23 protein-coding genes and 1 riboswitch are annotated in these 22586 nt (G+C 75.6%); of the genes, 11 read left to right on the forward strand and 12 right to left on the reverse strand.

From position 1 onward, the window contains the following. The first annotated feature begins 85 nt into the window (after positions 1–85). Positions 86–1147: a non-homologous end joining protein Ku gene (gene ku, locus ACYX4T_RS18015; protein WP_476010660.1), complete on the forward strand. Its 1062-nt coding sequence runs from the start codon at positions 86–88 to the stop codon at positions 1145–1147. A 64-nt stretch (positions 1148–1211) separates the two neighbouring features. Here ku and ACYX4T_RS18020 read toward each other — a convergent pair whose 3' ends face one another. Then, positions 1212–1436 carry a copper ion binding protein gene (locus tag ACYX4T_RS18020; protein ID WP_476010661.1) on the reverse strand — a complete coding sequence of 75 codons (225 nt, stop codon included), beginning with the start codon at positions 1434–1436 and terminating at the stop codon, positions 1212–1214. 124 nt (positions 1437–1560) lie between these two features. On the opposite strand from ACYX4T_RS18020, the gene ACYX4T_RS18025 reads away from it, so the two are divergent. Then, positions 1561–2151 (forward strand): type 1 glutamine amidotransferase domain-containing protein, encoded by a 591-nt coding sequence (locus ACYX4T_RS18025; protein ID WP_476010662.1) that lies wholly within the window; start codon positions 1561–1563, stop codon positions 2149–2151. 76 nt (positions 2152–2227) lie between these two features. Here the strand turns inward: ACYX4T_RS18025 and ACYX4T_RS18030 are convergent, their stop codons facing one another. Both ACYX4T_RS18030 and ACYX4T_RS18035 read right to left on the reverse strand, forming a co-directional pair. After that, positions 2228–3433: an LCP family protein gene (locus tag ACYX4T_RS18030; protein ID WP_476010663.1), complete on the reverse strand. Its 1206-nt coding sequence runs from the start codon at positions 3431–3433 to the stop codon at positions 2228–2230. Between the two features lie 450 nt (positions 3434–3883). Then, complete coding sequence (locus tag ACYX4T_RS18035; protein WP_476015305.1) at positions 3884–4510, reverse strand: TetR/AcrR family transcriptional regulator; 627 nt, start codon at positions 4508–4510, stop codon at positions 3884–3886. A 171-nt stretch (positions 4511–4681) separates the two neighbouring features. Here ACYX4T_RS18035 and ACYX4T_RS18040 point away from each other — a divergent pair, with 171 nt between their 5' ends. The 7 genes from ACYX4T_RS18040 to ACYX4T_RS18070 all read left to right on the forward strand — a co-directional run bounded on the left by ACYX4T_RS18040 (position 4682) and on the right by ACYX4T_RS18070 (position 11782). Next, positions 4682–6241 carry a flavin-containing monooxygenase gene (locus ACYX4T_RS18040; protein WP_476010664.1) on the forward strand — a complete coding sequence of 520 codons (1560 nt, stop codon included), beginning with the start codon at positions 4682–4684 and terminating at the stop codon, positions 6239–6241. A gap of 26 nt (positions 6242–6267) precedes the next feature. Beyond that, the gene (locus ACYX4T_RS18045; RefSeq protein WP_476010665.1) at positions 6268–7173 is read left to right on the forward strand and encodes an SDR family oxidoreductase; all 906 of its coding nucleotides are present in this window, start codon (positions 6268–6270) and stop codon (positions 7171–7173) included. 74 nt (positions 7174–7247) lie between these two features. Then, positions 7248–8456 (forward strand): cytochrome P450 family protein, encoded by a 1209-nt coding sequence (locus ACYX4T_RS18050; protein ID WP_476010666.1) that lies wholly within the window; start codon positions 7248–7250, stop codon positions 8454–8456. A 31-nt stretch (positions 8457–8487) separates the two neighbouring features. Next, the gene (locus tag ACYX4T_RS18055; RefSeq protein ID WP_476010667.1) at positions 8488–9633 is read left to right on the forward strand and encodes an Hsp70 family protein; all 1146 of its coding nucleotides are present in this window, start codon (positions 8488–8490) and stop codon (positions 9631–9633) included. A 24-nt stretch (positions 9634–9657) separates the two neighbouring features. Beyond that, positions 9658–10494 (forward strand): DNA-formamidopyrimidine glycosylase family protein, encoded by an 837-nt coding sequence (locus ACYX4T_RS18060; RefSeq protein WP_476010668.1) that lies wholly within the window; start codon positions 9658–9660, stop codon positions 10492–10494. 60 nt (positions 10495–10554) lie between these two features. Continuing rightward, positions 10555–11001: a nitroreductase family deazaflavin-dependent oxidoreductase gene (locus tag ACYX4T_RS18065; protein WP_476010669.1), complete on the forward strand. Its 447-nt coding sequence runs from the start codon at positions 10555–10557 to the stop codon at positions 10999–11001. 7 nt (positions 11002–11008) lie between these two features. Next, a complete protein-coding gene (locus tag ACYX4T_RS18070) occupies positions 11009–11782 on the forward strand; it encodes an endonuclease/exonuclease/phosphatase family protein (RefSeq protein ID WP_476010670.1) in 774 nt (257 codons plus the stop codon). On the opposite strand, the gene cobA is transcribed toward ACYX4T_RS18070, so the two are convergent. From cobA to ACYX4T_RS18110, 8 genes are all read right to left on the reverse strand, one after another. Beyond that, on the reverse strand, positions 11779–12996 hold the full coding sequence (gene cobA / locus ACYX4T_RS18075; protein ID WP_476010671.1) for a uroporphyrinogen-III C-methyltransferase: 1218 nt from the start codon (positions 12994–12996) through the stop codon (positions 11779–11781). The genes ACYX4T_RS18070 and cobA overlap by 4 nt on opposite strands. Beyond that, positions 12993–14723 (reverse strand): nicotinate-nucleotide--dimethylbenzimidazole phosphoribosyltransferase, encoded by a 1731-nt coding sequence (gene cobT, locus ACYX4T_RS18080; protein ID WP_476010672.1) that lies wholly within the window; start codon positions 14721–14723, stop codon positions 12993–12995. Before cobT ends, cobA begins: the two co-directional genes overlap by 4 nt. Further along, positions 14720–15766: an Rv2231c family pyridoxal phosphate-dependent protein CobC gene (cobC, locus tag ACYX4T_RS18085; RefSeq protein WP_476010673.1), complete on the reverse strand. Its 1047-nt coding sequence runs from the start codon at positions 15764–15766 to the stop codon at positions 14720–14722. The genes cobT and cobC overlap by 4 nt, the downstream gene beginning before the upstream one ends. After that, positions 15763–16044, reverse strand: coding sequence for a hypothetical protein (locus tag ACYX4T_RS18090; protein WP_476010674.1), 282 nt, complete (start codon positions 16042–16044; stop codon positions 15763–15765). The genes cobC and ACYX4T_RS18090 overlap by 4 nt, the downstream gene beginning before the upstream one ends. 109 nt (positions 16045–16153) lie before the next feature. Then, positions 16154–16278, reverse strand: a riboswitch (cobalamin riboswitch). A gap of 136 nt (positions 16279–16414) precedes the next feature. Then, positions 16415–17086 (reverse strand): helix-turn-helix transcriptional regulator, encoded by a 672-nt coding sequence (locus ACYX4T_RS18095; protein ID WP_476010675.1) that lies wholly within the window; start codon positions 17084–17086, stop codon positions 16415–16417. Positions 17087–17116: 30 nt separating this feature from the next. Next, entirely contained in the window at positions 17117–18061 is a 945-nt protein-coding gene (locus tag ACYX4T_RS18100) for an asparaginase (protein WP_476010676.1), read from the reverse strand. 13 nt (positions 18062–18074) lie between these two features. Next, positions 18075–18629, reverse strand: coding sequence for a cyclodeaminase/cyclohydrolase family protein (locus ACYX4T_RS18105; RefSeq protein ID WP_476010677.1), 555 nt, complete (start codon positions 18627–18629; stop codon positions 18075–18077). 15 nt (positions 18630–18644) lie between these two features. Beyond that, positions 18645–20342 (reverse strand): formate--tetrahydrofolate ligase, encoded by a 1698-nt coding sequence (locus ACYX4T_RS18110; RefSeq protein ID WP_476010678.1) that lies wholly within the window; start codon positions 20340–20342, stop codon positions 18645–18647. Positions 20343–20568: 226 nt separating this feature from the next. Here ACYX4T_RS18110 and ACYX4T_RS18115 point away from each other — a divergent pair, with 226 nt between their 5' ends. Beyond that, positions 20569–21372 carry a cutinase family protein gene (locus ACYX4T_RS18115; RefSeq protein ID WP_476010679.1) on the forward strand — a complete coding sequence of 268 codons (804 nt, stop codon included), beginning with the start codon at positions 20569–20571 and terminating at the stop codon, positions 21370–21372. A gap of 26 nt (positions 21373–21398) precedes the next feature. Continuing rightward, on the forward strand, positions 21399–22346 hold the full coding sequence (locus ACYX4T_RS18120) for an AEC family transporter (protein WP_476010680.1): 948 nt from the start codon (positions 21399–21401) through the stop codon (positions 22344–22346). A gap of 5 nt (positions 22347–22351) precedes the next feature. Here the strand turns inward: ACYX4T_RS18120 and ACYX4T_RS18125 are convergent, their stop codons facing one another. Then, the gene (locus tag ACYX4T_RS18125) at positions 22352–22585 is read right to left on the reverse strand and encodes a hypothetical protein (protein ID WP_476010681.1); all 234 of its coding nucleotides are present in this window, start codon (positions 22583–22585) and stop codon (positions 22352–22354) included. Between the last annotated feature and the right edge of the window lies 1 nt (position 22586).

A 22586-nucleotide genomic window follows, 5' to 3' on the forward strand; every position in this document is an offset into this window, starting at 1 on the left:
GATGGTGCTCCTGCGGCATGCTGGGGCCGACGCACGGTGACGGTCGACGATCCGCGACGACCCGCCTGTCCGCCGAGAGGGGCCGATGATGCGCGCGATCTGGAACGGCGCGGTGTCGTTCGGGCTCGTGAACGTGCCGGTGCGGCTGTACGCCGCGACCACGAACCACGACATCCGTTTCCACCAGGTGCACGAGCGCGACGGCGGCCGCATCCGCCAGAAGCGCACGTGCTCGGTCTGCGGCGAGGAGGTGCAGTACTCCGAGATCGCCAAGGGCTACGAGACCGACGACGGCCAGCTGATCATGCTCGACGACGACGACCTGGCGACGCTGCCCGTCGCCAGCGGTCACGAGATCGACGTCGTGCAGTTCGTGCCGTCCGACCAGATCGACGCGCTGCTGCTCGACAAGAGCTACTACCTCGAGCCGGAGAACAAGGCGGTCAAGCCCTACGCGCTGCTGCGCGAGGCGCTCCGCGAGACCGACCGGATGGCCGTGGTCAAGGTGGCGCTGCGGCAGCGGGAGACGCTGGCGCTCCTGCGCGTGCGCGAGGAGGCCATCGTGCTGCAGACGATGCTGTGGCCCGACGAGGTGCGCGAGCCCGAGTTCGAGACGCTGCGCACCGAGGTCGACCTGCGCCCGCAGGAGATGCAGATGGCGTCCTCGCTGGTGGAGAGCCTCTCGGGCGACTTCGACTCCGACCAGTTCGAGGACGACTACCGCCAGGCGATGGTCGACCTCATCGAGTACAAGCGCGAGCACGGCGGCGGGCGTCCCGCCCCCGAGCCGGCGGCGGCCGACGAGGGCGACGACATGACCGACCTGCTCACCGCCCTGCGGCGCAGCGTCGAGGCCGCCGGCGGCAAGGCCCCGGCCGAGGAGCCGGCGGCGGCGAGCGCCGACTCCGGGTCCGGGTCCGGGTCCGGGGAGGCCGCCGACGAGACGGCCGAGGAGAAGCCCAAGCGCTCCCGCTCGCGGACCAAGAAGACCGGGGAGAAGACGGAGGAGAAGGCCGAGCAGGCCACCGAGCAGGCCACCGAGGAGGCGCCGAAGAAGTCGACCCGGCGCTCGTCGGCGAAGAAGAAGTCCGAGGACGGCGACGAGGAGACCGCGCCGGCGAAGGGCCGTCGCAGCAAGAGCGCCTGACGGCCCCGACACCGGGGCAGCACCGGATCCACCGCCGACGCCGCACCGGCGTCGGCCCGGTGCGTCAGTTCGCGAGCGCGTCCTGGTCGGGCACGTCGTAGCCCTGGTCCTCGATGGCGTCGACGAGGGCCCGGACGGTGACGGCCTCGTCGTGGTCGACGCGCACGCTGCGGGCGTCGACGTCGACCTCGACGGCCTGCACACCCTCGAGCGGCCCGACGGCACCTTCGATCGCCTGCTTGCAGTGCCCGCAGTGGATCTCGGGCACGGACAGGGTGGTGCTGGTCATCGGCGGGCCTCCGTTTCGTCGCGGCGGGGCCGGGGGAGCCCCTCGCGTCCAGCGCACCGTCCCGCACGGGGAGCGGGTGCATACCCCCGGAGGGTACCGACGACGCGAGGAGGCGCCGCGCGCGATGGCCGATGAGTCGAAGCCGCTGCAGGGGAAGACCGTCATGTTCCTCTGCGCCAAGGAGGGCACCGAGCAGGTCGAGCTCACCGAGCCGTGGAAGGCGGTCGAGGAGGCCGGCGGCACGCCCCAGCTGGTGTCGGAGACGCCGGGCTCCATCCAGGCCTTCAACCACCTCGACCAGGGCGACCGCTTCGACGTCGACGCGGTCATCACCCAGGTCAAGATCGAGAACTACGACGCCCTGGTGCTGCCGGGCGGGGTCGCGAACCCCGACCTGCTGCGCACCATCCCGGACGTCGTCCAGGTCGTCGGGCAGTTCTTCGCCAACCGCAAGCCGGTGGCCGCGATCTGCCACGCCCCCTGGACGCTCATCGAGGCCGACGTCGTCCGCGGGCGCCGCATGACCTCGTTCCCGAGCATCGCCACCGACCTGCGCAACGCCGGTGCGGAATGGGTCGACGAGGAGGTCGTCGTCGACGAGGGCCTGGTCACGAGCCGCAACCCCGACGACCTGCCGGCGTTCTGCCGCACGCTGGTCGAGGAGTTCGCCAACGCCCCGACCCCGGCCCACGCGCTCTCGGCCGACCAGGCCTGAGCGAGCACGACCCGAGCACGACCCCGACGCCGACCGGCCCCCGAAGCCGGTCGGCGTCGTCGTGCCGGGGGGGCGCTCAGCCGCCGGTGATGAGGTCCTGCGGGATGTCCTCGTCCTCGCGGATGGCGTCGAAGAACTCCCTGGACTTCTGCCGGTTCCACACGACGCCGCCGGAGACGCTGCTCGACAGATCGATCGGCACGGTCGTCGTCACCCCGCTGCCGCCGGAGAGCGAGCGCATCGCGAAGCCGAGGCTCGCGAGGTTCCAGACGTGGGTGCTCTCGTCGACCGTTAGCGTTCCGATCGCCGAGTCCGCGAACGGGATGATGCGGAACGGGTTGAGCAGCACCGTCGGGCTCGACGCCTCGGAGATCAGCGCGGAGAGGAACGCGCGCTGGTTCTGGATGCGCTGCAGGTCGGCGTTGGGGAACGCGCGGGTGCGGACGAAGCCCAGGGCGTTGGGGCCGTCCAGTTCCTGGCAGCCGGCGGGGAGGTCGATGCCCGCCTTGGGGTCGTCGATGGCGTCGTCGAGGCACATCTCGACGCCCCCGATCGCGTCGACCATGCCGGCGAAGCCCTCGAACCCGATCTCCGCGTAGTGGTCGATCTCGATGTCGGCGTTCTCCTCGACGGTCTGCACGAGCAGCTCCGGCCCGCCGATGCCGTACGCGGAGTTCAACCGGCCGCGGCCGTGCCCCGGGATGGACAGGATCGAGTCGCGCGGCAGGCTCGTCAGCGACGTCTGGCCGCCGAAGCCGCCGACGTGCACGAGCATCATCGTGTCCGTCCGGCTGCCGTCGACCTCGCCGGTGGAGAGCTGCTGGGCGGCGGTGTCGTCGAGGCCGGCGCGGCTGTCCGAGCCGATGATCAACCAGTTGGTGCCCGAGCTCGGCGAGCCCTCGTACTCCGGCAGGGCCTCGATCCGGGTCATGCGGGCGTCGAGGTAGATCGCGAACCCGACGACGAGCAGCAGCAGCACGGCGAGGACCGCGCCGATCCGCTTCGGCCAGCTCAGCTGCGAGAACCGGCCACCGCCCCGGCCGCCGCCCCCGCCCGAGCGGGACCAGGCCGGGCGCTCGGGCATGCGCTCGCGCCACGACGGCCGCTGCTCGGCCTCCCGCTCGCGGGCGGCGCGGGCGACGTCCGGGTCGAAGCCGACCTGCGGGTCGCGGCTCCAGTCCGGAGCGCCCACGCGGGTGCCCTGCGGGCGCGGGCCGCCGGGCGGGGCCGCGGGCGTGGCGCCGCCGCGTCCCCCGCGTCCCCCGCGGTTGCGCCCGGGCATCGCGAAGCCGCCGGGCCGCGGGGGCGGACCCTGCGGCGGCTGGCCGGGGGGCGGTCCGGCGGGACGGCCGGGCGGGCGTCCGCGGGGTCCGGGTGGCGGGCCACCGGGGCCACCGCCCGCACCACCGCCTGCACCACCGCCCGGCCCACCACCGCCCGGTCCACCACCCGGACCTGAGGGGGGTCGCCCCCGGCCGGGGGGTCCGCCGGGTCGGTTCATCGCCGTCTCACCTCGCGCCTCGCGTCGGCCCGGCGCCGGTGGGGCGTCCGGCCGGCTCTCGGGTCCCGGCCACGGTGGCCGCCGTCGCCGTGATCGTCCGAGGATACGCAGGCCACGGCACTGCGGACCGACCCCCGCTCGGCGGGCGCGCACCGCGCGGCGGTCGGACGGTCGGCGTGGTGCGGCGGGAGGAGCGCCGGCGACCATCACCCGGACGGCCGAGAAATCCGCTCAGCCCTCGCGGCGGGCGGCGCGGTCGATGACGGCGAGGACGAGGTCGGTGACGGTCGGGGCGAGCTCGCCGAGGCGGTCGCCGCGGCCGTCCTCGACGGCGTCGAGCACGAGCTCGTTGATGCCGCCCACGAGGGCGACGGCGGTGGGGCGCGGCAGGCCGTGGACGCCGGCGAGCTCCGGCACGTCCGGCCCCGGACGACCGGGTCCCGTCGACGCCCAGCGCGCGGCGCCGAGCGCGACGAGGGCGGAGAGCTGGTCGGCGAACCGGTTGAGCACCTCGCGCCGCACCTGCCATCCCCGTGGCCCCAGGCCGCTGATCTCGGTGAGCAGCGTGCGGGTGAGCGCCGGCTGCTCGGCGAGCGCGGTGAGGTAGGCGCGTGTGCCCGCCGTCACCTCGTCGGCGAGCGAGGGCGGCGGCGTGCCCGGGTCCGCCTCCACCGCGGGCGCGACGGCCTCGGCGATGCGGGTCAGCGGGCCCTCGGCGGCGGCCACGTAGGCGGCGAGGAAGCAGTCCTCGCGGTCGGAGAAGTGCTGGTAGAACGTCCGCTTCGACACGCGGGCGGCCGCGACGACGTCGGCGACGGTGACCGCGGCGTATCCCCGGTCGGCGACCAGCGCGATCATCGCCTGCACGAGACGATCACGGTGGGCGGACCTCGGCGGACTCGCGGTGTGATCAGCGGCAGGAACGGACACTGGACAACGGTACCACCGCGTACCACACTGATCGCCGTCCTGGTACGGTCGCGTACCAACTGCCGCGTGAGCGACCGGCCCACCCCACGAGGAGGACCCATGAGCGCAGTGCCCCCGACGACGACCCCGACGACGACCCCGACGAGGCAGACCGAGCGCCCGGCCGACCCGGGGCACGGCGGCGAGCCCGTCGCGCACCTCGCGGTGGCCATCGTCGGGAACGGCTTCTCGGGCCTGGGCACGGCGATCCGGCTGCGCCAGGCCGGCGAGGACAACTTCCTGATCTTCGAGCGCCACGACGACGTCGGCGGCACCTGGCGGGACAACTCCTACCCCGGCTGCGCCTGCGACGTCCCGAGCCACCTCTACTCGTTCTCGTTCGCCCCGAACCCCGACTGGAGCCGCTCGTTCTCCGCCCAGCCGGAGATCCACGCCTATCTGCAGCGCGTCTCCGCCGAGTACGGCATCGACCGCTTCACCCGCAACCGGCACGAGGTGCTCGACGCGTCGTGGGACTCCGGCGCGCAGCACTGGGTCGTCACCACCAGCCGGGGCGTCTGGACCGCCGACGTGCTCGTGCTCGGCTCGGGGGCGCTGTCCGACCCCTCGTTCCCCGACGTGCCGGGGCTCGACAGCTTCGAGGGGCCGGTCTTCCACTCGGCCACCTGGCGCCACGACCTCGACCTGACCGGGCGCCGCGTCGCCGTCATCGGCACCGGCGCCTCGGCGATCCAGTTCGTGCCGGAGATCGCGCCGGCGGTCGGCACGCTGAAGGTCTTCCAGCGCACGCCGCCGTGGATCATGCCTCGCGGCGACCGGGCGATCACGAAGCTCGAGAAGCTGCTCTTCCGCTACGTCCCGGCCACCCAGCGCCTCGTCCGCGAGGCCATCTACTGGGCGCGGGAGACGTTCGTGTTCGGGTTCAAGGACCCGAAGCGCATGGCGAAGGCCGCGAAGATCGCCGAGGCGCACATGCGCCGCCAGGTCCGCGACCCGGAGCTGCGCGAGAAGATCACGCCGAACTACTCGATGGGCTGCAAGCGCATCCTGCTGTCCAACGACTACCTGCCCGCGCTGGACCGCGAGAACGTCGAGGTCGTCACCGAGAAGATCGTGGAGATCCGGCCCCACGCCGTCGTCACCGCGGACGGAACGGAGCACGAGGTCGACACGATCATCGCCGGCACCGGCTTCGCCATCGGCGACCTCCCGATCAGCCACCGCGTCCACGGCCGCGACGGCCGCACGATGGCCGACCACTGGAACGGCTCGCCGTGCGCCCACAACGGCACCATGATCGCGGGCTTCCCGAACGCCTTCACGCTGCTGGGGCCGAACACCGGCCTGGGCCACAACTCGGTCGTGTTCATGATCGAGTCCCAGATCGCGCTCGTCATGGACACCCTGCGCCACATGCGCACCCACGGCATCGGCGCCGTCGAGCCCACGCCCGCCGCGCAGGAGGCGTTCGTCGCCGAGATGCAGCGCAGGACCGAGGGCACCGTGTGGGTCGATGGCGGCTGCTCGAGCTGGTACCTCGACAAGAACGGCAAGAACTCCGCCCTCTGGCCGACCTTCACCATGCCGTTCCGGCGGCGGGTGCGGCGCTTCCGGCCCGAGGAGCACACGATCATCCCGATCGCCGCGTCCCGCCGCTGAGACCGAGACCACGAGGAGACGACGTCATGGCCGTTGACCTGGCCGCCAGCCTGAGAGACAAGGTCCTGTTCATCACCGGCGCCGCCCGCGGCATCGGCGAGGAGACCGCGCGGCGCGCCGCCGCGCTCGGCGCGCACGTCGCCGCGGTGGGCATGGAGCCCGAGCGCCTGGAGAAGCTCGTCACCGAGCTCGGTCGGACCACGAACGGGCGTCACACCTGGGCCGAGTGCGACGTCACCGACCAGGAGTCGCTCGACGCCGCGGTCGCGACGACGGTCGCCGATCTCGGCGGCATCGACGTCGTCGTCGCCAACGCCGGCATCGCCAACCACGGCACCGTCGCGACGAGCCCCGCCGACGTCATCGCGCGCGTCATGGAGGTCAACCTCATCGGCGTCTCGCGGACCGTGTCGGCCACGGTCGCCGAGGTCGAGAAGCGCCGGGGCTACATGCTGCTCGTGTCGTCGCTCGCCGCGTTCACCGCGCTGCCCGGCATGGCCGCGTACTGCGGCGCCAAGGCCGGCGTCGAGAACTACGGCAACGCGCTGCGCTTCGAGCTCGCCCACCGCGGCATCGGTGTCGGCACCGCGCACATGGGCTGGATCGACACCGACCTCGTCCGCGACGTCAAGGCCGACTCGTCGACGTTCTCCGAGACGCTGAAGAAGCTGCCCTACCCGCTGGGCGCCCTGACGTCGGTCGAGGACTGCGCGGACGCGTTCCTCGAGGGGATCGCCAGGCGCAAGCGGCGGGTCTTCGTGCCGAAGGCCGTCGCGCTCGTCGCGGCGATGCGCCCGCTGACGTTCTCGTCGGTCGGCGACCTGCCCGTCCTGGCGCAGGCCAAGCAGATGGTGCCCCGCCTGGAGGAGCAGTTCCGGAAGACCGGACGCACCTTCGGAGCGACGAGCGCCGGGATGGGCAAGCGACGCTGACCGGCGCGGCGGGACCCTCGCGGCGCGCGTAGCGTCGTCGCTGAACCACCACTCACCGAAAGAGGGTCCCGCTCGTGACCGACCTCGCCACCGGCCCGGTCTTCACCGACGACTACTGGCGCGAGCCGTTCGCCGTCCTCGCCGAGGTCCGCGAGCACGCGCCGGTGCGGGAGGTCGAGCTGCCCGAGGGCGGCAGCACCTGGCTGGTCACCCGCTACGCGGACGCCCGCTCGGTGATGGCCGACCCGCGCTTCGTCAAGGACTTCCGCAACTCGCTGCCCGAGGACCAGCGCGCGAACGTGCCCGGCATCCCGGCCCCGGGCGGGCTGATGATGCTGCTCAACGACCCGCCGGTGCACACGCGGCTGCGCAAGCTCGTCGTCAAGGCGTTCACGGTGCGCCGGGTGGCCGCACTGCGCCCGCGGATCGAGACGATCGCGGCGACGCTGCTCGAGGGCATGCCCGGTGACGCGCCGGTCGACCTCGTGGACGACTACGCGGTGCCGCTGCCCATGGCCGTGATCTGCGAGCTGCTCGGCGTCCCGGCCGACGACCGCGACGCGTTCGGGGCCTGGTCGAGAACGATGATCGACGAGGGTCCCGACGAGGGGAAGCAGCAGGCGAGCGCGAGCCTCGCCGCCTACCTGGGCGAGCTCATCGAGCGCAAGCGCGCCGAGCCCGACGACGCGCTGATCTCCGCGCTGATCGAGGTCTCGGACGAGGGCGACGCCCTGTCCACCGACGAGATCGTCGCCATGGGCATGATCCTGCTGATCGCGGGCCACGAGACGACGGCGACGCTGCTCACCACCGCGGTCGAGGCGATGCTGCGCGACCCCGCCCTGCGCGACCGCCTCGCGGCCGCCGAGCCCGAGGCGCTGCGCGCGGCGATCGAGGAGTTCCTGCGCTGGGGCTCGCCCATCGCCCAGGCGCCCCTGCGCTTCGCCGCCGAGGACGTCGACTTCGACGGCGTCGTCATCCCGCGCGGCGCGCTGGTGACCGTGTCGCTGGCCGCGGCGAACCACGACCCCGCGCGCTTCGAGCACCCCGACGACTACGCCGAGCTGCGGGACACCACCGGGCACCTCGCCTTCGGCCACGGCCTGCACTTCTGCCTCGGCGCCTCGCTCGCGCGGCTCGAGGCCGAGGTGGCGCTGCGGTCGCTGCTCGACCGGTTCCCCGGGCTCGTCGCGGGGACGGAGCTGCCGGTGGAGCGCCGGCGCAGCGTGCTCGTCAACGCGTGGGCGCGCCTGCCCGTGCTCCTGGCGCCGGGGGACGGCTGATCCGGGGCCGGTCTGTGACACCCTGCGGAGCGTGACGACGCCGGATGCCCGATGGACCCTCGCGGTCGATCACGGGACGTCCTCGACGGTGGGCGCCTGGGCCGACGTCGACCCGCGTGACGGCTGGGTGCGCGTGGGTCCGGTGAGCGTCGACGGCTTCCCGAGCATGCCGTCGGCGGTGCTCTCGCGCCCCGACGGCGCGGTGCTCGCCGGGCGCCCCGCGCTCGAGGCCGGCGCGGTCGACCCGTCGGCGGCGCTGCTGCGCACCCGCCCGCACCTGGCCGCGAGCACCGGCGGCCCGCCCGAGCTGCTGACCCGCTGGCCGCGGCCCACCACCGCGGTGGACGTCGCCACCGCGCTGGTCGCGAAGGTGGTGCGGGCCGAGGCCGCGCGCCGCGGGACGCTCCCGTCGGCGGTCGTGCTGCTGCACCCGGCGTGGTGGACGGCGGCCGCGCGCGAGGCCCTGCGCACCGCGGGTCTCACCGCGCTCGGGGCCATCCCGTACACGTCGCCCGACCAGCTCGAGCTGCTCGACTCCCCACGGGCGGCCGCCCACCGGCTCGGCGGGCAGGGCCGGCTGCTCGTCGTCGACGTCGGCGGCGCGGCGACCGAGCTCGCCGTCGTCGACCGCGGGGGCGACGGGACCGGCTCGGTGGCCGCCGTCCGCACGGTCGACGTCGGCGCCGAGGTGCTCGACGACGCCCTCGCCCAGCTCGTGCTCGACCGCGCGCCGCCCGCGCTCGCCGCGCGCGTCCGCTTCGGCGGCGACCTCGAGGCCCACCGCGCCTGGTACCGGCTGCGCGCCGGCGTCCGCGAGGGCAAGGAGACGCTCGCCGCGCACGGGTCGGTGAACGTGGCGCTGCCGGTGCTGCCGCCCGAGAACCCGGTGCCGGGCGCCGTCGGGCTCACGCACGCCGACCTCGGCGCGATGCTCGCGCCCGGGCTGGAGGAGATCGCCCAGGGCATCACCGCGCTCGTCGGCACGCTGACCGGCCCGCGACCGGCGATGCTGGTGCGCGGCGGGCTCACCGAGATGCCGCGCGTGCGGGAGTGGCTCGCCGAGCGGACCGGGTTCGGGCTGGCCCACGGCGGGGACCCGGGCGCGGTGTCGGCGTTCGGCCCCGCCTCGGGCGCGGCCGCCTGGGCCGCGGAGCGCCTCGGGCTGGGCCACCCGTAGCGGGGAGCACCGGAGGGAGGGACCGTGGAGGGTGACGCCGTCCACCGGTGCGCCGCCCGCCTCGACGCCCTGTCCGGTGCCACGGTCGTCCGCAGCGACTTCCGGACGCCCTCGCTCGCCACCGTCGACCTCACCGGCCGCGTGCTCACCACGACGCGGGCCCACGGCAAGCACCTGCTCACCCGCTTCGCGGACGACCTGACGCTGCACAGCCACCTGCGCATGAGCGGCTCCTGGACGGTGGTGCGCAAGCACGGCACGACCGGCCGCCCCCTGCTGCCCCGGCACCTCGCCGTGCGCGCGGTCCTCACCCTCGACACCGGCGTCTCGCTCGTCGGGGTCGACGTCCCGGTGCTCGAGCTGCTGCGCACCCGCGACGAGCACCGCGTGGTCGGGCACCTCGGCCCCGACGTCCTCGCCGGCGCGCCGACCGCGACCCGGGCCGACTTCGACGAGGAGAGCGCGCTCGCCCGCCTGGCCCGCGACCCCGATCGGCCGATCGTCGAGGCCCTGCTCGACCAGCGCGGGGTCTCCGGGCTCGGCAACCTCTGGGCCGTCGAGGTGTGCTTCCTGCGCGGGCTGTGGCCGTGGACGCCGGTGCGCGACGTCGACCTGGAGCCCCTGCTCGCCCTGGCCCGGCGGATGATCCGGCACAGCCTCGAGCACGGCACCGGCATGACGACCACCGGCGTCAAGCGGCGCGGCGAGAACCACTGGGTCACCGGCCGGTCGAACCGGCCCTGCCGGCGCTGCGGCACCCTCGTGCGCTTCCGTCCCGCGGCCGGCTCGGGGGCCCCCTACACCCGCGAGGTGTGGTGGTGCCCGTCGTGTCAGCCGGCGCCGGCCGGGGCACACACCTGAGCGATCAGCCCGAGCACCCCCGACCACTCCCGACCACCCCGTGACCACCGAAGGAGCACCATGGCCGTCGCCGCCGACATCGAGCGCGCCACCGACTCGCGCACCGACTGGGTCCGCGAGCACATGCAGCGGTACGTCGGCTCGGGCGGGGCCGAGGGCCACGAGTGGCACGGGCTGCCGACGCTCGTGCTCGCGACCACCGGCCGCAGCACCGGCGAGCCGCGGCGCACCGCGCTGATCTACGGCACGAGCGGCGACGACCTGGTCGTCGTCGCCTCCCAGGGCGGCGCCCCGGAGGACCCGCAGTGGTACCGCAACCTGCAGGCGGACCCGCAGGCCGGCGTGCTCGTCGGCACCCGGAAGCTGACCGCGCGCGCCCGCACCGCGTCCGCCGACGAGCGCGGCCCGCTGTGGGAGCGGATGGTCGCCATCTACCCGACGTACGAGGACTACGCGGCCAGGACCGACCGCGAGATCCCCATCGTGCTGCTCACCCCGGAGGACTGACGGGCCCGTGACCCGGCTCGCCACCTTCAACCTCCTGCACGGGCGCTCGCCCGCCGACGGCGTCGTCAGCCCCGAACGGCTCCACGACGCCGTCAAGGGCCTCGACGCCGACCTCCTCGCCCTGCAGGAGGTCGACCACGCGCAGCCCCGCTCGGGGCTGGTCGACCAGACCGCGCTCGCCGCCGAGGCCACCGGGGCCCGCGACGCGCGCTTCGTCCCGGCGGTGGTCGGGACGCCGGGCGAGTCCTGGCGTGCGGCGGCCGCGGACGAGGCACTCGGCGTCGCACCCACCTACGGCGTCGGGCTGGTGAGCCGCTTCCCCGTCGCGCACTGGCGCCGCATCCCGCTCGGGACCACGCCCGCGACGCTGCCGCTGCTCGTCGACGCGCGGCGCCTGGCCCTCATCCCCGACGAGCCGCGCCTCGCCCTGGCCGCGGTGCTCGCCCCGCCCGCCCCGGTGGGCACCGTCGTCGCGACCCACCTGTCGTTCGCCCCCGGCTTCAACATCGCCCAGCTCGCGCGACTGGCGCGGGGGCTGCGCGACCTGCCCGGCCCGGTCGTGCTCCTCGGCGACCTCAACATGCCCTGGCCGGTGCCCGGCGCCGTGCTGCGCGGCTGGCACTCCCTGGCCCGGACGCCGACGTTCCCGTCCGAGCGGCCCCGCATCCAGTTCGACCACGTCCTGGCCCGCGCCGGGAACCGGCCGCCGGTGGTGGACGCGCAGGCGGTCGAGACGTCGGTGTCCGACCACCGCGCACTGGTGGTCGAGGTGGCCGACTAGGCCAGGCCCGCGACCGGCCCGACGACGATGACGGCCGGCGGGCGCAGACCGGCGTCGGCGATGGCGTCGGGCAGCTTGCCGAGCGTCGCCCGGGTCGTGAGCTCGCCCGGCAGCCCGCCCTCCTGCACGGCGACGGCCGGGGTCTCGGGGTCGCGGCCCGCGGTCACGAGCGCCTCGGTGATCGCGCCGATGTTCTCCACGGCCATGAGCAGCACGATCGTGCCGCGCAGGCGCCCGAGCGCGTCCCAGTCGACGAGCGACTGGGCGTGGCCGGGCGGCAGGTGCCCGGAGACGACGGTGAACTCGTGGGTCACGCCGCGGTGGGTGACCGGTACCCCCGCCAGCGCCGGCACGGCGATCGCGCTCGTGATGCCGGGGACGACCTCGACCTCGACGCCGGCCGCGGTGCACGCCTGGATCTCCTCCAGGCCGCGGCCGAAGACGAACGGGTCGCCGCCCTTGAGCCGCACGACCCGCCGGCCCGCGAGGGCCTCCTCGACGAGCACCTGGTTGATCGTGTCCTGGCTCATGTACCGCCCGCGGGGCAGCTTCGAGGCGTCGATGACGGTGACGTCCGGGGGCAGCTCGTCGAGCAGCGGCTGCGGGGCGAGCCGGTCGGTGACGACGACGTCGGCCTGGGCCAGCGCCTGCCGGCCGCGCACCGTGATGAGCCCCGGGTCGCCCGGGCCGCCGCCGACGAGCGTGACGCCGGGGCGCACCGCGCGGTGGCGGCGGTCGACGAGGGTGCCGCTGCGCAGGGCCTCGACGGCGCCGTCGCGGACACCGGTGGCCCGGCGGGGGTCGCCGCCGCCGTGGACGGCGACGGTGATGTCGTCGTAGCGCCCGACGGCCGGGGTCACGGCGGTGCCGGCCTCGGCGGTGTCGGCGCGCACGCAGAACACGCGCAGGCGCTCGGCCTCCGCGGCGACGGCGGCGTTGACCTCGGCGTCGTCGGTGGCCGCGACGGCGTACCAGGCCTCGGCGAGGTCGCCGTCGGCGTAGGGGCGGGCGTGCCACGTGATCTCGCGGGAGTCGGCGAGCGCCTCCAGGGCTGTGGTCAGCGTCGGGCTCACGACGACCGTGTCCGCGCCGACCTCGTGCAGCCCGGCCACCCGGCGCTGCGCCACCGACCCGCCGCCGACCACGACGACGCGCCGGCCCCGCAGGTGCAGGCCCACCGGGTAGACGCGGGTCGGGGTCTCGCCGTCGTTCACTCGTGCTCCTTCTCGGTGACTCCCGCGGCGTCGAACGTGGCGACGTCGGCGAGGGCGCGGGCGGCCGCCGTGACCACCGGCACCGCCAGCAGCGCCCCGGTGCCCTCGCCGACCCGGAGCCCGAGGTCCAGCGCGGGCGCGAGGCCCAGGTGCTCGAGGGCCAGGGTATGGGCCGGTTCGACCGAGCGGTGCCCCGCGATCCAGGCGTGTGACGCGGTCGGGGCCAGCGCGGCCGCCACGACCGCCGCCGCGCCGGACACCACACCGTCGAGCACCACGGGCGTGCGCAGCGCCGCCGCGCCCAGCAGGAACCCCACCAGCCCCGCGTGCTCCAGGCCGCCGACGGTGCCGAGCGCGGCGAGCGGGTCGGCGAGGTCGGGCCGGTGGCGCGCCAGCGCCTCGGCGACGACGGCGGTCTTGCGGGCGTGGGTGGCGTCGTCGATGCCGGTGCCGCGCCCGGTGACCTGCTCCGCGGTGGCCCCGGTGAACGCCGCCACCAGGGCCGCGGAGGCGGTGGTGTTGGCGATGCCCATGTCGCCGGTGACGAGCAGGCGGTTGCCGGCGGTGACGAGGTCGCGCGCGGCCTCGATCCCCGCGCGCACCGCGGCGCGGACCTCGTCGGGCGTCATCGCCGGCTCGGCGGTCATGTCCCGGGTGCCGTGGCGGACCTTGCGCGGCAGCAGGCCCGGGGCGGGCTCGAGGTCCGCGGCGACCCCGACGTCGACCACCTGCACCTCGGCCCCCACCGTCGCCGCGAACGCGTTCACCGCGGCGCCGCCGGCGAGGAAGTTCGCGACCATCTGCGCGGTGACCTCCTGCGGCCACGGCGTCACCCCGCGGGCGTGCACGCCGTGGTCGCCGGCGAACACCGCGACCACCGCCGGCTCGGGCACCGGTGGCGGGCAGGACCCGGCGAGCCCCGCCAGGCGCACCCCGATCTCCGCGACCCCGCCGAGCGCGCCCGGCGGCACGGTCATGCGGGTCAGGTGCTCGCGCGCGGCGGCCTCGCCGGGCGCGACGTCCAGGTCGGCGAGGGCGGCGAGCGTCTCGTCCAGCGGGTCCATGTCGTGGCTCCCCCAGGTCTCGTGGTGCACGGCCCAGGCCAGGGGTCGGCGGTGGGCCCAGCCGGCGGTGGCGAGCTCGGGCCGGTCGGCGAAGGCCTCGACGTGCCCGACGCACAGGTAGGCGACGACCTCGAGGTGCCGGGGCATCCCGACCCGGCGCCCCAGCAGCGCGGCCATCTCGCGCTCGTCGAAGAAGCTCACCCAGCCGACGCCGAGCTCCTCGGCCCGCGCGGCGAGCCACAGGTTCTGCACCGCGCCGGCCACCGAGTGCGCGGCCATCCGCGGCTGCGTGTGCCGGCCCAGGACGTGCCGCCCGCCGCGGGTCGGGTCGCAGGTGACGACGATGCCCAGCGGCGCCTCGCGGATCGCCTCGACCCGCAGGCCGGCGAACCTCCGCGCCCGCGCGCCCGGGAGGCTCCGCGCGAACTCCTCGCGCTGGTGGCGGGCGAGGTCCGCGAGCTCGGCGCGCAGCTCCGGCGAGCGCAGCACGAGGAAGTCCCAGGGCTGGGAGAACCCGACGCTCGGGGCGGCGTGGGCGGCGGCGAGCACGCGGTGCAGACGCTCGTCGTCGACGGGCGTGTCGACGAACCCGGTACGGACGTCGCGGCGGGCGCGCAGGACGCGGTGGAGGGCGTCGCGGTCGCCGGGGTGCAGGGCGTTCACAGGACGGCCCCGAGCTCGGCCACGAGACGATCGGTGGTCGCGCGGTCCCGCACCGCGATCCGCACGTGCTCGGCGTCGAGGCCCGGGAAGGTGTCGCCGCGCCGGACCGCCAGCCCGCGCTCGCGCAGGAGCGCGCGGACGTCGGTGCGCCCCGGGGTGCGGACGAGCACGAAGCTGGCCGCCGGCGTCCCGCGAACCTGCAGACCGGGCAGGTGGCCCAGCGCCGTCACCAGGTGCTCCCGGTCGGCGGCCAGGGCACGCGCGGCGTCGTCGGCCTCGGTGCGGGCGGCGGGCGTGCTGCACGCCGCGAGCGCCACGAGCGCGGGCGTCGACACCGACCACGGCGGCGCCGCGGCGCGCAGCCCGGCGGCCAGGCCGGCGGGGGCCAGCGTGTAGCCGACGCGCAGGCCGGCGAGGCCCCAGGTCTTGGTCAGGCTGCGCAGCACGACCAGGCCGGGCAGGTCGCGGCGCGCGGCCAGCGAGTCCGGCTCGCCGGGGGCGGTGTCGACGAACGCCTCGTCGACGACGAGCACGCGCCCGGGCCGGGCGAGCGCGGCGAGGACGACGGCGGGGTGGCGCACCGAGGTGGGGTTGGTGGGGTTGCCGACGACGACGAGGTCGGCGTCGGCGGGGACCGCCGCCGGGTCGAGGACGAAGTCGTCGCGCAGCACCACCCGGTCCACCGCGTGCCCGGCGGCGCGCAGGGCGGCCTCGGGCTCGGTGAACTGGGGGTGCACGACGACGGCGTGGCGCGGGCGCAGGGCCCGGGCGAGCAGGACGAACGCCTCGGCCCCGCCCGCGGTCGGCACCACCTCCTCGGCGGGGCGGTCGTGACGGGCGGCCACCGCCGCGGTCGCCGCGCGGGGATCCGGGTAGGCCGCGAGGTCCGCGAGGCTCGCGGCGAGCTGCTCGTGGAGCCACGCCGGCGGGGTGCCGCTGCGGACGTTGACGGCGAGGTCGACGAGACCGGGGCCGACCTCCGCGTCGCCGTGGTGGTGGAGGTCGTGGGCGTCCGTGCGGCCGCCCTGCTCGGTCGCCGTCACCGCCGGGCGCGCGCGGCCCGGAGGAGCACCGTCTCGGCCTCGGGGACGGACGCGGCGAGCACCGAGGTCACCGCCGACGGCGCGGCGCCCTCGTCCCAGCCCGCGCCGCGCATGCGGTCGACGAGCTCGCGCGCCAGGGCGTCGACGCGCGCGGCGGCCTCGACGCGATCGCGGACCGGGCCGTCGCCCAGCAGGTCGAGCGGGACGCCGGCGGCGCCGGCGAGGACCCGGCGCAGCTCGCCGAGGACCCGGTCCTCGCGGCGTCGGGTGCGGGTCACCGGGGGGTGCGTCCGCGCGTGCGGGGTCACGGGGGCGTGCATGATCGTTCGCCGGCCTTCCTCGGGTTCCTCGCCCGATGTCTTCCCTGAAGTGCCCTGCGACGGCCGGAGTCTCCTGGCTCCCGGATCGACGCTCGCCCCGGCCTTCCCGCCGGTGTGCCCGACAGTGGCCTCGCGTGGGGTCTGCTCCCCGGTGACAGTGGCGGGACCGCGCCGGATTCGCACCGGCTTCCTCCGCGTCCGTCGACGGGCAACGGGACCACGCGCGGGATCGGCGCGTCAACGCTTCGGGGCGCCGTGACGGAGTGGCGAGACGGACACTGGACGTCCGCAGAGCCACTCCGCTGACACCCGGGGTGGTCCGAACGGCTCAGCGCAACAGGCCCTGGCGGAAGCCGCGCGCGACGGCGTCCGCGCGGTCGCCCGCGCCCAGCTTGCGGAACAGCCGCCGCGCATGGGTCTTCACCGTGTCCTCGGCGAGGACGAGCTCGGCGGCGATCTCCGCGTTGGACAGGCCCTCGGTCATGCCGAGCAGGACGTCCATCTCGCGCTCGGAGAGCTCGGTGGTCCGGGGCCGCGCGCCGGGCAGGACCGAGGGGTCGGCGAGCTCGCCGGCGCGCAGGAAGCCGCGGGCGCCGAGGCGCAGGGCCCAGGCCGCCCGCTCGTCCTCGGCGACCCCGGCCGGATCGGGCGCAGGGTGGTCGCCGAGGGGGTCCATGGCGCCGGCGGGCGGCTCGCCCACGACCAGCACCGGCGTCTCGGGGGTGTGCCGCCGGACCTGGCGCACGGCCTCCATCCAGGCGCTGCCGTCGTCGGCCCCGACGAGCACGACGTCGGGCGCGCGGCCGTCGGCACGGGCGGCGGTGGCGGCGGCGGTCGCGGTGGCGGTCGCGGTGGTGGTCGCTGTGGTGGTCGCGGTGAGGCGGACGACCAGGTCGGGAACGTTGTCGACGCACGGGAGGTCGTCGAAGACCGACGAGAGATGGCCGACCAGGCGTTCCCTGGCGGGCGTCGCTCCGGCGAACACCAGACACGATCCCATTTCACGCGCTCCTCACCCCGATGAGTGCTCTCACACTCGCACACGGTGAGCGCCGATCGGGTGACCCCCTCCTCGCACGTGTGGCGCGGTCAGCGCCCGCAGCTCGTTCGGGTGGTCGAGTCCGCGGCGTCCGAGCACCTCCAGCAGCACGGGGCCGACCGCCCGCGACCCGCCGTCGAGGACCTTGAGGGCGAGCGCCGCGCCGTCGGGCAGGACCGCGAGCAGCACGCCCTCGGCGCCGACCTTGGACAGCGACCCGGGCAGCAGGGTCATGAGAACGGTGTCGAGACGGTCGGTGCCGGCGACGAGGTCGGGGTGGCGCCGCATCGCTGCCGCGACCCGGTGCTCGGCGGACCCGGGGGCGGCGACGTGCAGCGCACGGCCGAGGCGCGCGACGGCGACGAGGTCGGTGGCGAAGGCCGGCGCGCCGCAGCCGTCGACGGTGACGCCGAGGACCGGGCCCGCGAGCCGGGAGACGGCCGCGCGGACGTGACGCTGGACGGGGTGCTCGGGCGCGAGGTAGCTCGACGGCTCCCACCCGCGGGCGACGCAGGCCGCGAGCATCGCCGCGTGCTTGCCCGAGCAGTTCATGACGAGGCGCTCGGGGTCGCGGGCGCCCCAGGCGTGGTCGGCGGCGAGGCCCAGGGGGCGCGCGGGCGGGCAGCCCAGGTCCTCGGCGTCGAGCCCGAGGCGTGCGAGCAGCCCGGCCGCGACCGCGAGGTGCCCGGGCTCGCCGGAGTGCGAGCCGGCGGCCAGCGCCAGCTCGCGGTCGTCGAGCTCCGCGCCGGCCTCCAGACAGGCCGCCGCCTGCGCGGGCTTGAGCGCCGAGCGCGCGAGCACCGGGAGCTCCACGTCGCCGGCGGCGAACCCGACCGTGCCGTCGGGCTCGAGCACCACGAGCGCGACCCGGTGCTCGGACTCGACGACCGGGCCGCGGGTGACCTCGACGGTCCAGGGAGCGGCGTCGCGGGTCACGTCGGCGAGGGACTCAGACGAGCCGTTCGGCCAGCGTGCGGGCGTGCCCGGCCCGCTCCTCGACGTGCTCGACGCGCGGGTCGCCGAGCTCGGCCCCGTCGACCATCTGGCTGTCGGCGATGTTCGCGCCGACCAGCGCCGCGGCGGACTCGGCGGCCGCGGCGGCGAGGAACGCGGCGGTGACCGCGTCGCCGGTCAGCGCGTCGGGTCCCGTCTCGGCGAGCAGGGCCGCGAGCTCCGCCACCCGCACGGCGAGACCGACGACGTCGGCGGGCACCTGCACGATCGCCTCGGCCGCCGCGGGCCCGCCGCCGGGCTTGCGGCGCTCCTCGAGGAAGCCGGCGAAGGCCTCGACGTCGTCGTCGGCGAGCCGCAGCGCCCGCGCGCGCAGGACGTCGAGCTCGGCGACGGCCTCGCGGTCGGCGGCGCCCTTGGCGACCTTGGTGGCGAGACCCGCGGCCAGGGAGGCGGTGATCGCGGCCGTGGACCCGGCCGCGGGCCCCGGCCCGGCGCCCGCGAGCACCTCCCCCACCCGCGCCACCGGGAGCTCGCCCAGCGGCCTGCTCACCCGGGCGCAGCCCACCTAGAACAGCCCCACGATCGTGCCGTCGGGCTTGACGTCGATGTGGTGGGCGGCCGGGTTCTTGCCCAGCCCCGGCATGGTCCGCATGTCGCCGCAGATCGGGTAGATGAACCCGGCCCCGACCGACGCGCGGACCTCGCGCACCGGCATCCGCCAGCCCGTCGGCGCGCCGAGGAGCTTGGGGTCCGACGAGATCGACAGGTGGGTCTTGGCGACGCAGATCGGCAGGTCGCCGAACCCGTTGCGCTCGTAGAGGTCGATCGAGGTGTTCGCGGCCGGGGCGTAGTCGACGCCGTCCGCGCCGTAGACCTTGGTCGCGATCGTCTCGATCTTCTCCCGCAGGGTGGCGTCGTCGGGGTAGAGCAGCTGGAAGTGGCTCTCCTCCTGCGCGGCCTCGGCGACGGCCTCGGCCAGCTCGGCGGCGCCGCGGCCGCCGTCGGCGAAGTGGGTCGAGACCGCGGCCCGGGCGCCCATCGACTCGGCGATCTCGCGGATCGCGGCGTGCTCGGAGGGGTGGTCGGTGGGGAAGGCGTTGATGCAGACCACGGGCGAGACGCCGTGCAGGCGCATGTTCTCGATCTGCTTGCGCAGGTTGGCCGCGCCGGCGTGCACCTCCTCGGGGTTCTCCTCGAGCAGCGCCGGGGGCAGGTCCTTGCCCGCCACGATCCTGTGGTTGCCGGAGTGCACCTTGAGGGCGCGAACGGTGGCGACGACGACCGCGGCGTCGGGCGCCATCCCCGAGGTCCGGCACTTGATGTTGAAGAAGCGCTCGGCGCCCATGTCGGCGCCGAAGCCGGCCTCGGTGACGAGGAAGTCGCCGCAGTGGATGCCGATGCGGTCGGCGACGATCGACGAGTTGCCGGTGGCGATGTTGCCGAACGGGCCCGCGTGGACCAGGACCGGCGTGTTCTCCAGGGTCTGCATGAGGTTCGGCTTGAGCGCGTCGCGCATGAGCGCGGCCATCGCCCCGGCGGCCTGGATGTCCTCGGCGGTCACGGCGTCGCCGTCGGGCGTGTAGCCGACGACGATGCGCCCGAGACGCTCGCGCAGCTCGGCGAGGTCGTTCGACAGCGCGAGCACGGCCATCACCTCGGACGCCGAGGTGATGTCGAAGCCCGACTCCCGCGGCACGCCGTCCATGCGCCCGCCGAGCCCCGTGACGATGTTGCGCAGTGCCCGGTCGTTGACGTCGAGCACGCGGCGCCAGGTGACGCGGTACGGGTCCAGCCCGGCGGCGTTGCCCTGGTAGAGGTGGTTGTCCAGCACCGCGGAGAGCATGTTGTGGGCGCTGGTGACGGCGTGGAAGTCGCCGGTGAGGTGGAGGTTGAACTTCTCCATCGGCACCACCTGCGAGTAGCCGCCGCCCGCGGCCCCGCCCTTGATGCCGAACGTCGGCCCCATGCTCGGCTGGCGGATCGCCACGACGCCGCGCCTGCCGATGTGCGAGAACGCCTGGCCGAGCCCGACCGTCGTCGTCGTCTTGCCCTCGCCCAGCGGGGTCGGCGTGATCGCGGTCACGACGACGTACTTCGCCCGCGGCCGGTCGGCCATCGCCTCGATCGCGTCGAGCTCGATCTTCGCGACGTCGGTGCCGTGGCGCTCCAGGAACTCGGGCGGCAGGTCCATCTGCCGGGCCACCTCGTCCATGGGTCGCAGCGTCGCGGCCTGCGCGATCTCGAGGTCCGACGGGATGCTCACGCGAGTCCTCCAGGTGTCGCCGATGCTCTGGCCACCCCGGCTCCGGCACCGCCGCCGGGGGCTCCGCAGACAGGCACGCTGGCAGAACCGCGGCGATCTGTCAGCCCGAACTGTCACGCTCGGTGTCGCCGGCCCGGCGTCCACGCCGACGTCGGACGGCAGGAAAGCCACCCGCTCGCCGCGACGGGATCTCCCGCGCCGGGGCGAGATCGGCGAGGATGGTCACGTGGCGGACCGGGTGGGGCGACGCGTGCTGTTCGCCGTCGCGCTCCTCCTCGGGACCCTGCTGGCCGCCGTGTCCACGGCACCCACCGCCGCGGCCGCCCCCGCCGGCTGCCCGCCGGTCGTGCTCTACGCCGTCCCCGGCACCAACGAGACCTCCGAGGCCGCGGATCCCGACCGGTCGGTCGGCCTGCTCGCCCGCCTCACCGACCCGCTCGCCGCGCGCTGGGGCGACGCCCTCTCCGTGCGCTACGTCCCCTACCCCGCCTCGCTCGACCGGCCGTTCTACCTGGTCAGCGAGGCCCGCGGCGCTGAGCGCCTCGCCCGGGACGCCGGCGACGTGGCCGCCCGCTGCCCGGAGACGACGATCATGTTCGTCGGGTTCAGCCAGGGTGGCGACGTGGTGTCCGACGTCGTCCACCGCGCCGCGAACGGCACCGTCGGGCTGCCCGCCGACCGCATCGCCGGCGCGATCATGCTCGGCAGCCCGCGGCGCGACCCGGCGGCGCCGAACCTCCTCGACACCCCCGGCCGCGGCGTGCTCGGGCCCCGCCCGACCCGCGAGCTCGCGGTGTACGACGGCCGTGTCTACGAGGTCTGCGCGCCCGGCGACCCGATCTGCGCCACCGAGAACCTCGACATCCGCACCTTCCGCGAGGGCTGGGCGTCCGGCGCGCACCGCTCCTACCCGACGGTCCCGGTCGGCCCGGCCGGCGTCGCGCTGTTCGGCCTGCTCGAGCGCGCCGTGGACACCGTCGTGGCGCGCGCCACGCACTCCCCGGTCGCCGTCGCGGTCGCCCAGGGCTGAGCATCGCTCGAGTGGGCGTCGGGTCGGTGGGTGAGCTGCTGAGCCGGATCCTGCCGGTCTTCGGGGTCATCGCGGTGGGTGCCGCGGCCGGGCGCTCCGAACGTTTCGGTGAGCGGACCGCGGCCGTGCTCAACGACCTCGTCTACTGGATCGCGCTGCCGGCCCTCATCTTCACCTCGGTGGCCGAGGCCGACCTGTCGGCCGGCGTCCCCGGCACCGCGCTGCTCGCGTCGGTGGCCGTGGTGGTCCTGGCCTACGCGCTCGGCTGGGCCGTCGCCCGCGCGGTCCGTCGGGCGCCCCGGGAGGCGCACGCCGTCGGGCTGGTCGCGAGCTGGGGCAACGTCGGCTACCTCGGCATCCCGCTGACCGTCGCCGTCCTCGGACCCGCGACGGCCTTCGCGGCCTCGCTGACCTCGACCGTGCACACCGCGCTGGCGATCTCGGCGTTCCTCGTCGCGGTGACGCTCGACGGGCGGGGGCGCGGCGAGGAGGGCTCGGTCGCGCTCCCGGGCCTGCTGGCGCGCCGGGTGCTCGGCAACCCCGTCGTGCTCGGGATCGCGGCCGGCGCCGCCGTCGCGCTGATCGGGCTGCGGCTGCCCGCGCCCGTGGCGTCGACGCTCGGCCTGCTCGGCGACCTCGCGGCCCCGGGCGGCCTGTTCGCGCTCGGGATCCTGCTGCGCGGCGCGGTCGGGGCGCTGCGGGAGCCGGGGACACCGTGGGTCCCGGTCGGCGCGGCGGTGGTCATCAAGCTCGTCGTCATGCCGCTGCTCGCGCTCGGGGCGGTGACGCTGCTGGGCGTCCCGGCGCCGTGGGGCGCGGTGCTCGTGCTGATGTGCGCGCTGCCGGATGCCGCGACGGTGTTCGTGCTCACGGCGCAGTACCGCACGTGGTACCGCGAGAGCACCGCGGTGGTCGTGATCACCACGGTGCTCTCGCTGCTCACGCTGCCGCTGGTCGTGCTGGTGCTGCCGTGACGAGCTCAGTCGCCCTGGCGGAACGCGGCCCGACGCTGCTCGTGGGTGCGCGTCGACGCCATGCGCTCCACCCGCGAACGCTGGCCCTCGTCGGCCGTCCCGTCGGCGACGGCCCGCTCGGCGGCGGCCATCGCGCGGTCGGTCGCGGCCTCGTCCGTGTCGCGCGGGGTCGGCGCGACCCAGCCGCGGTGGGCGTCCTCGGGCTCGACGCGCCCACGCTGCCCCTCACTGCGGATCATG

It is taken from the genome of Actinomycetospora sp. ABD4_176 (assembly GCF_056311855.1).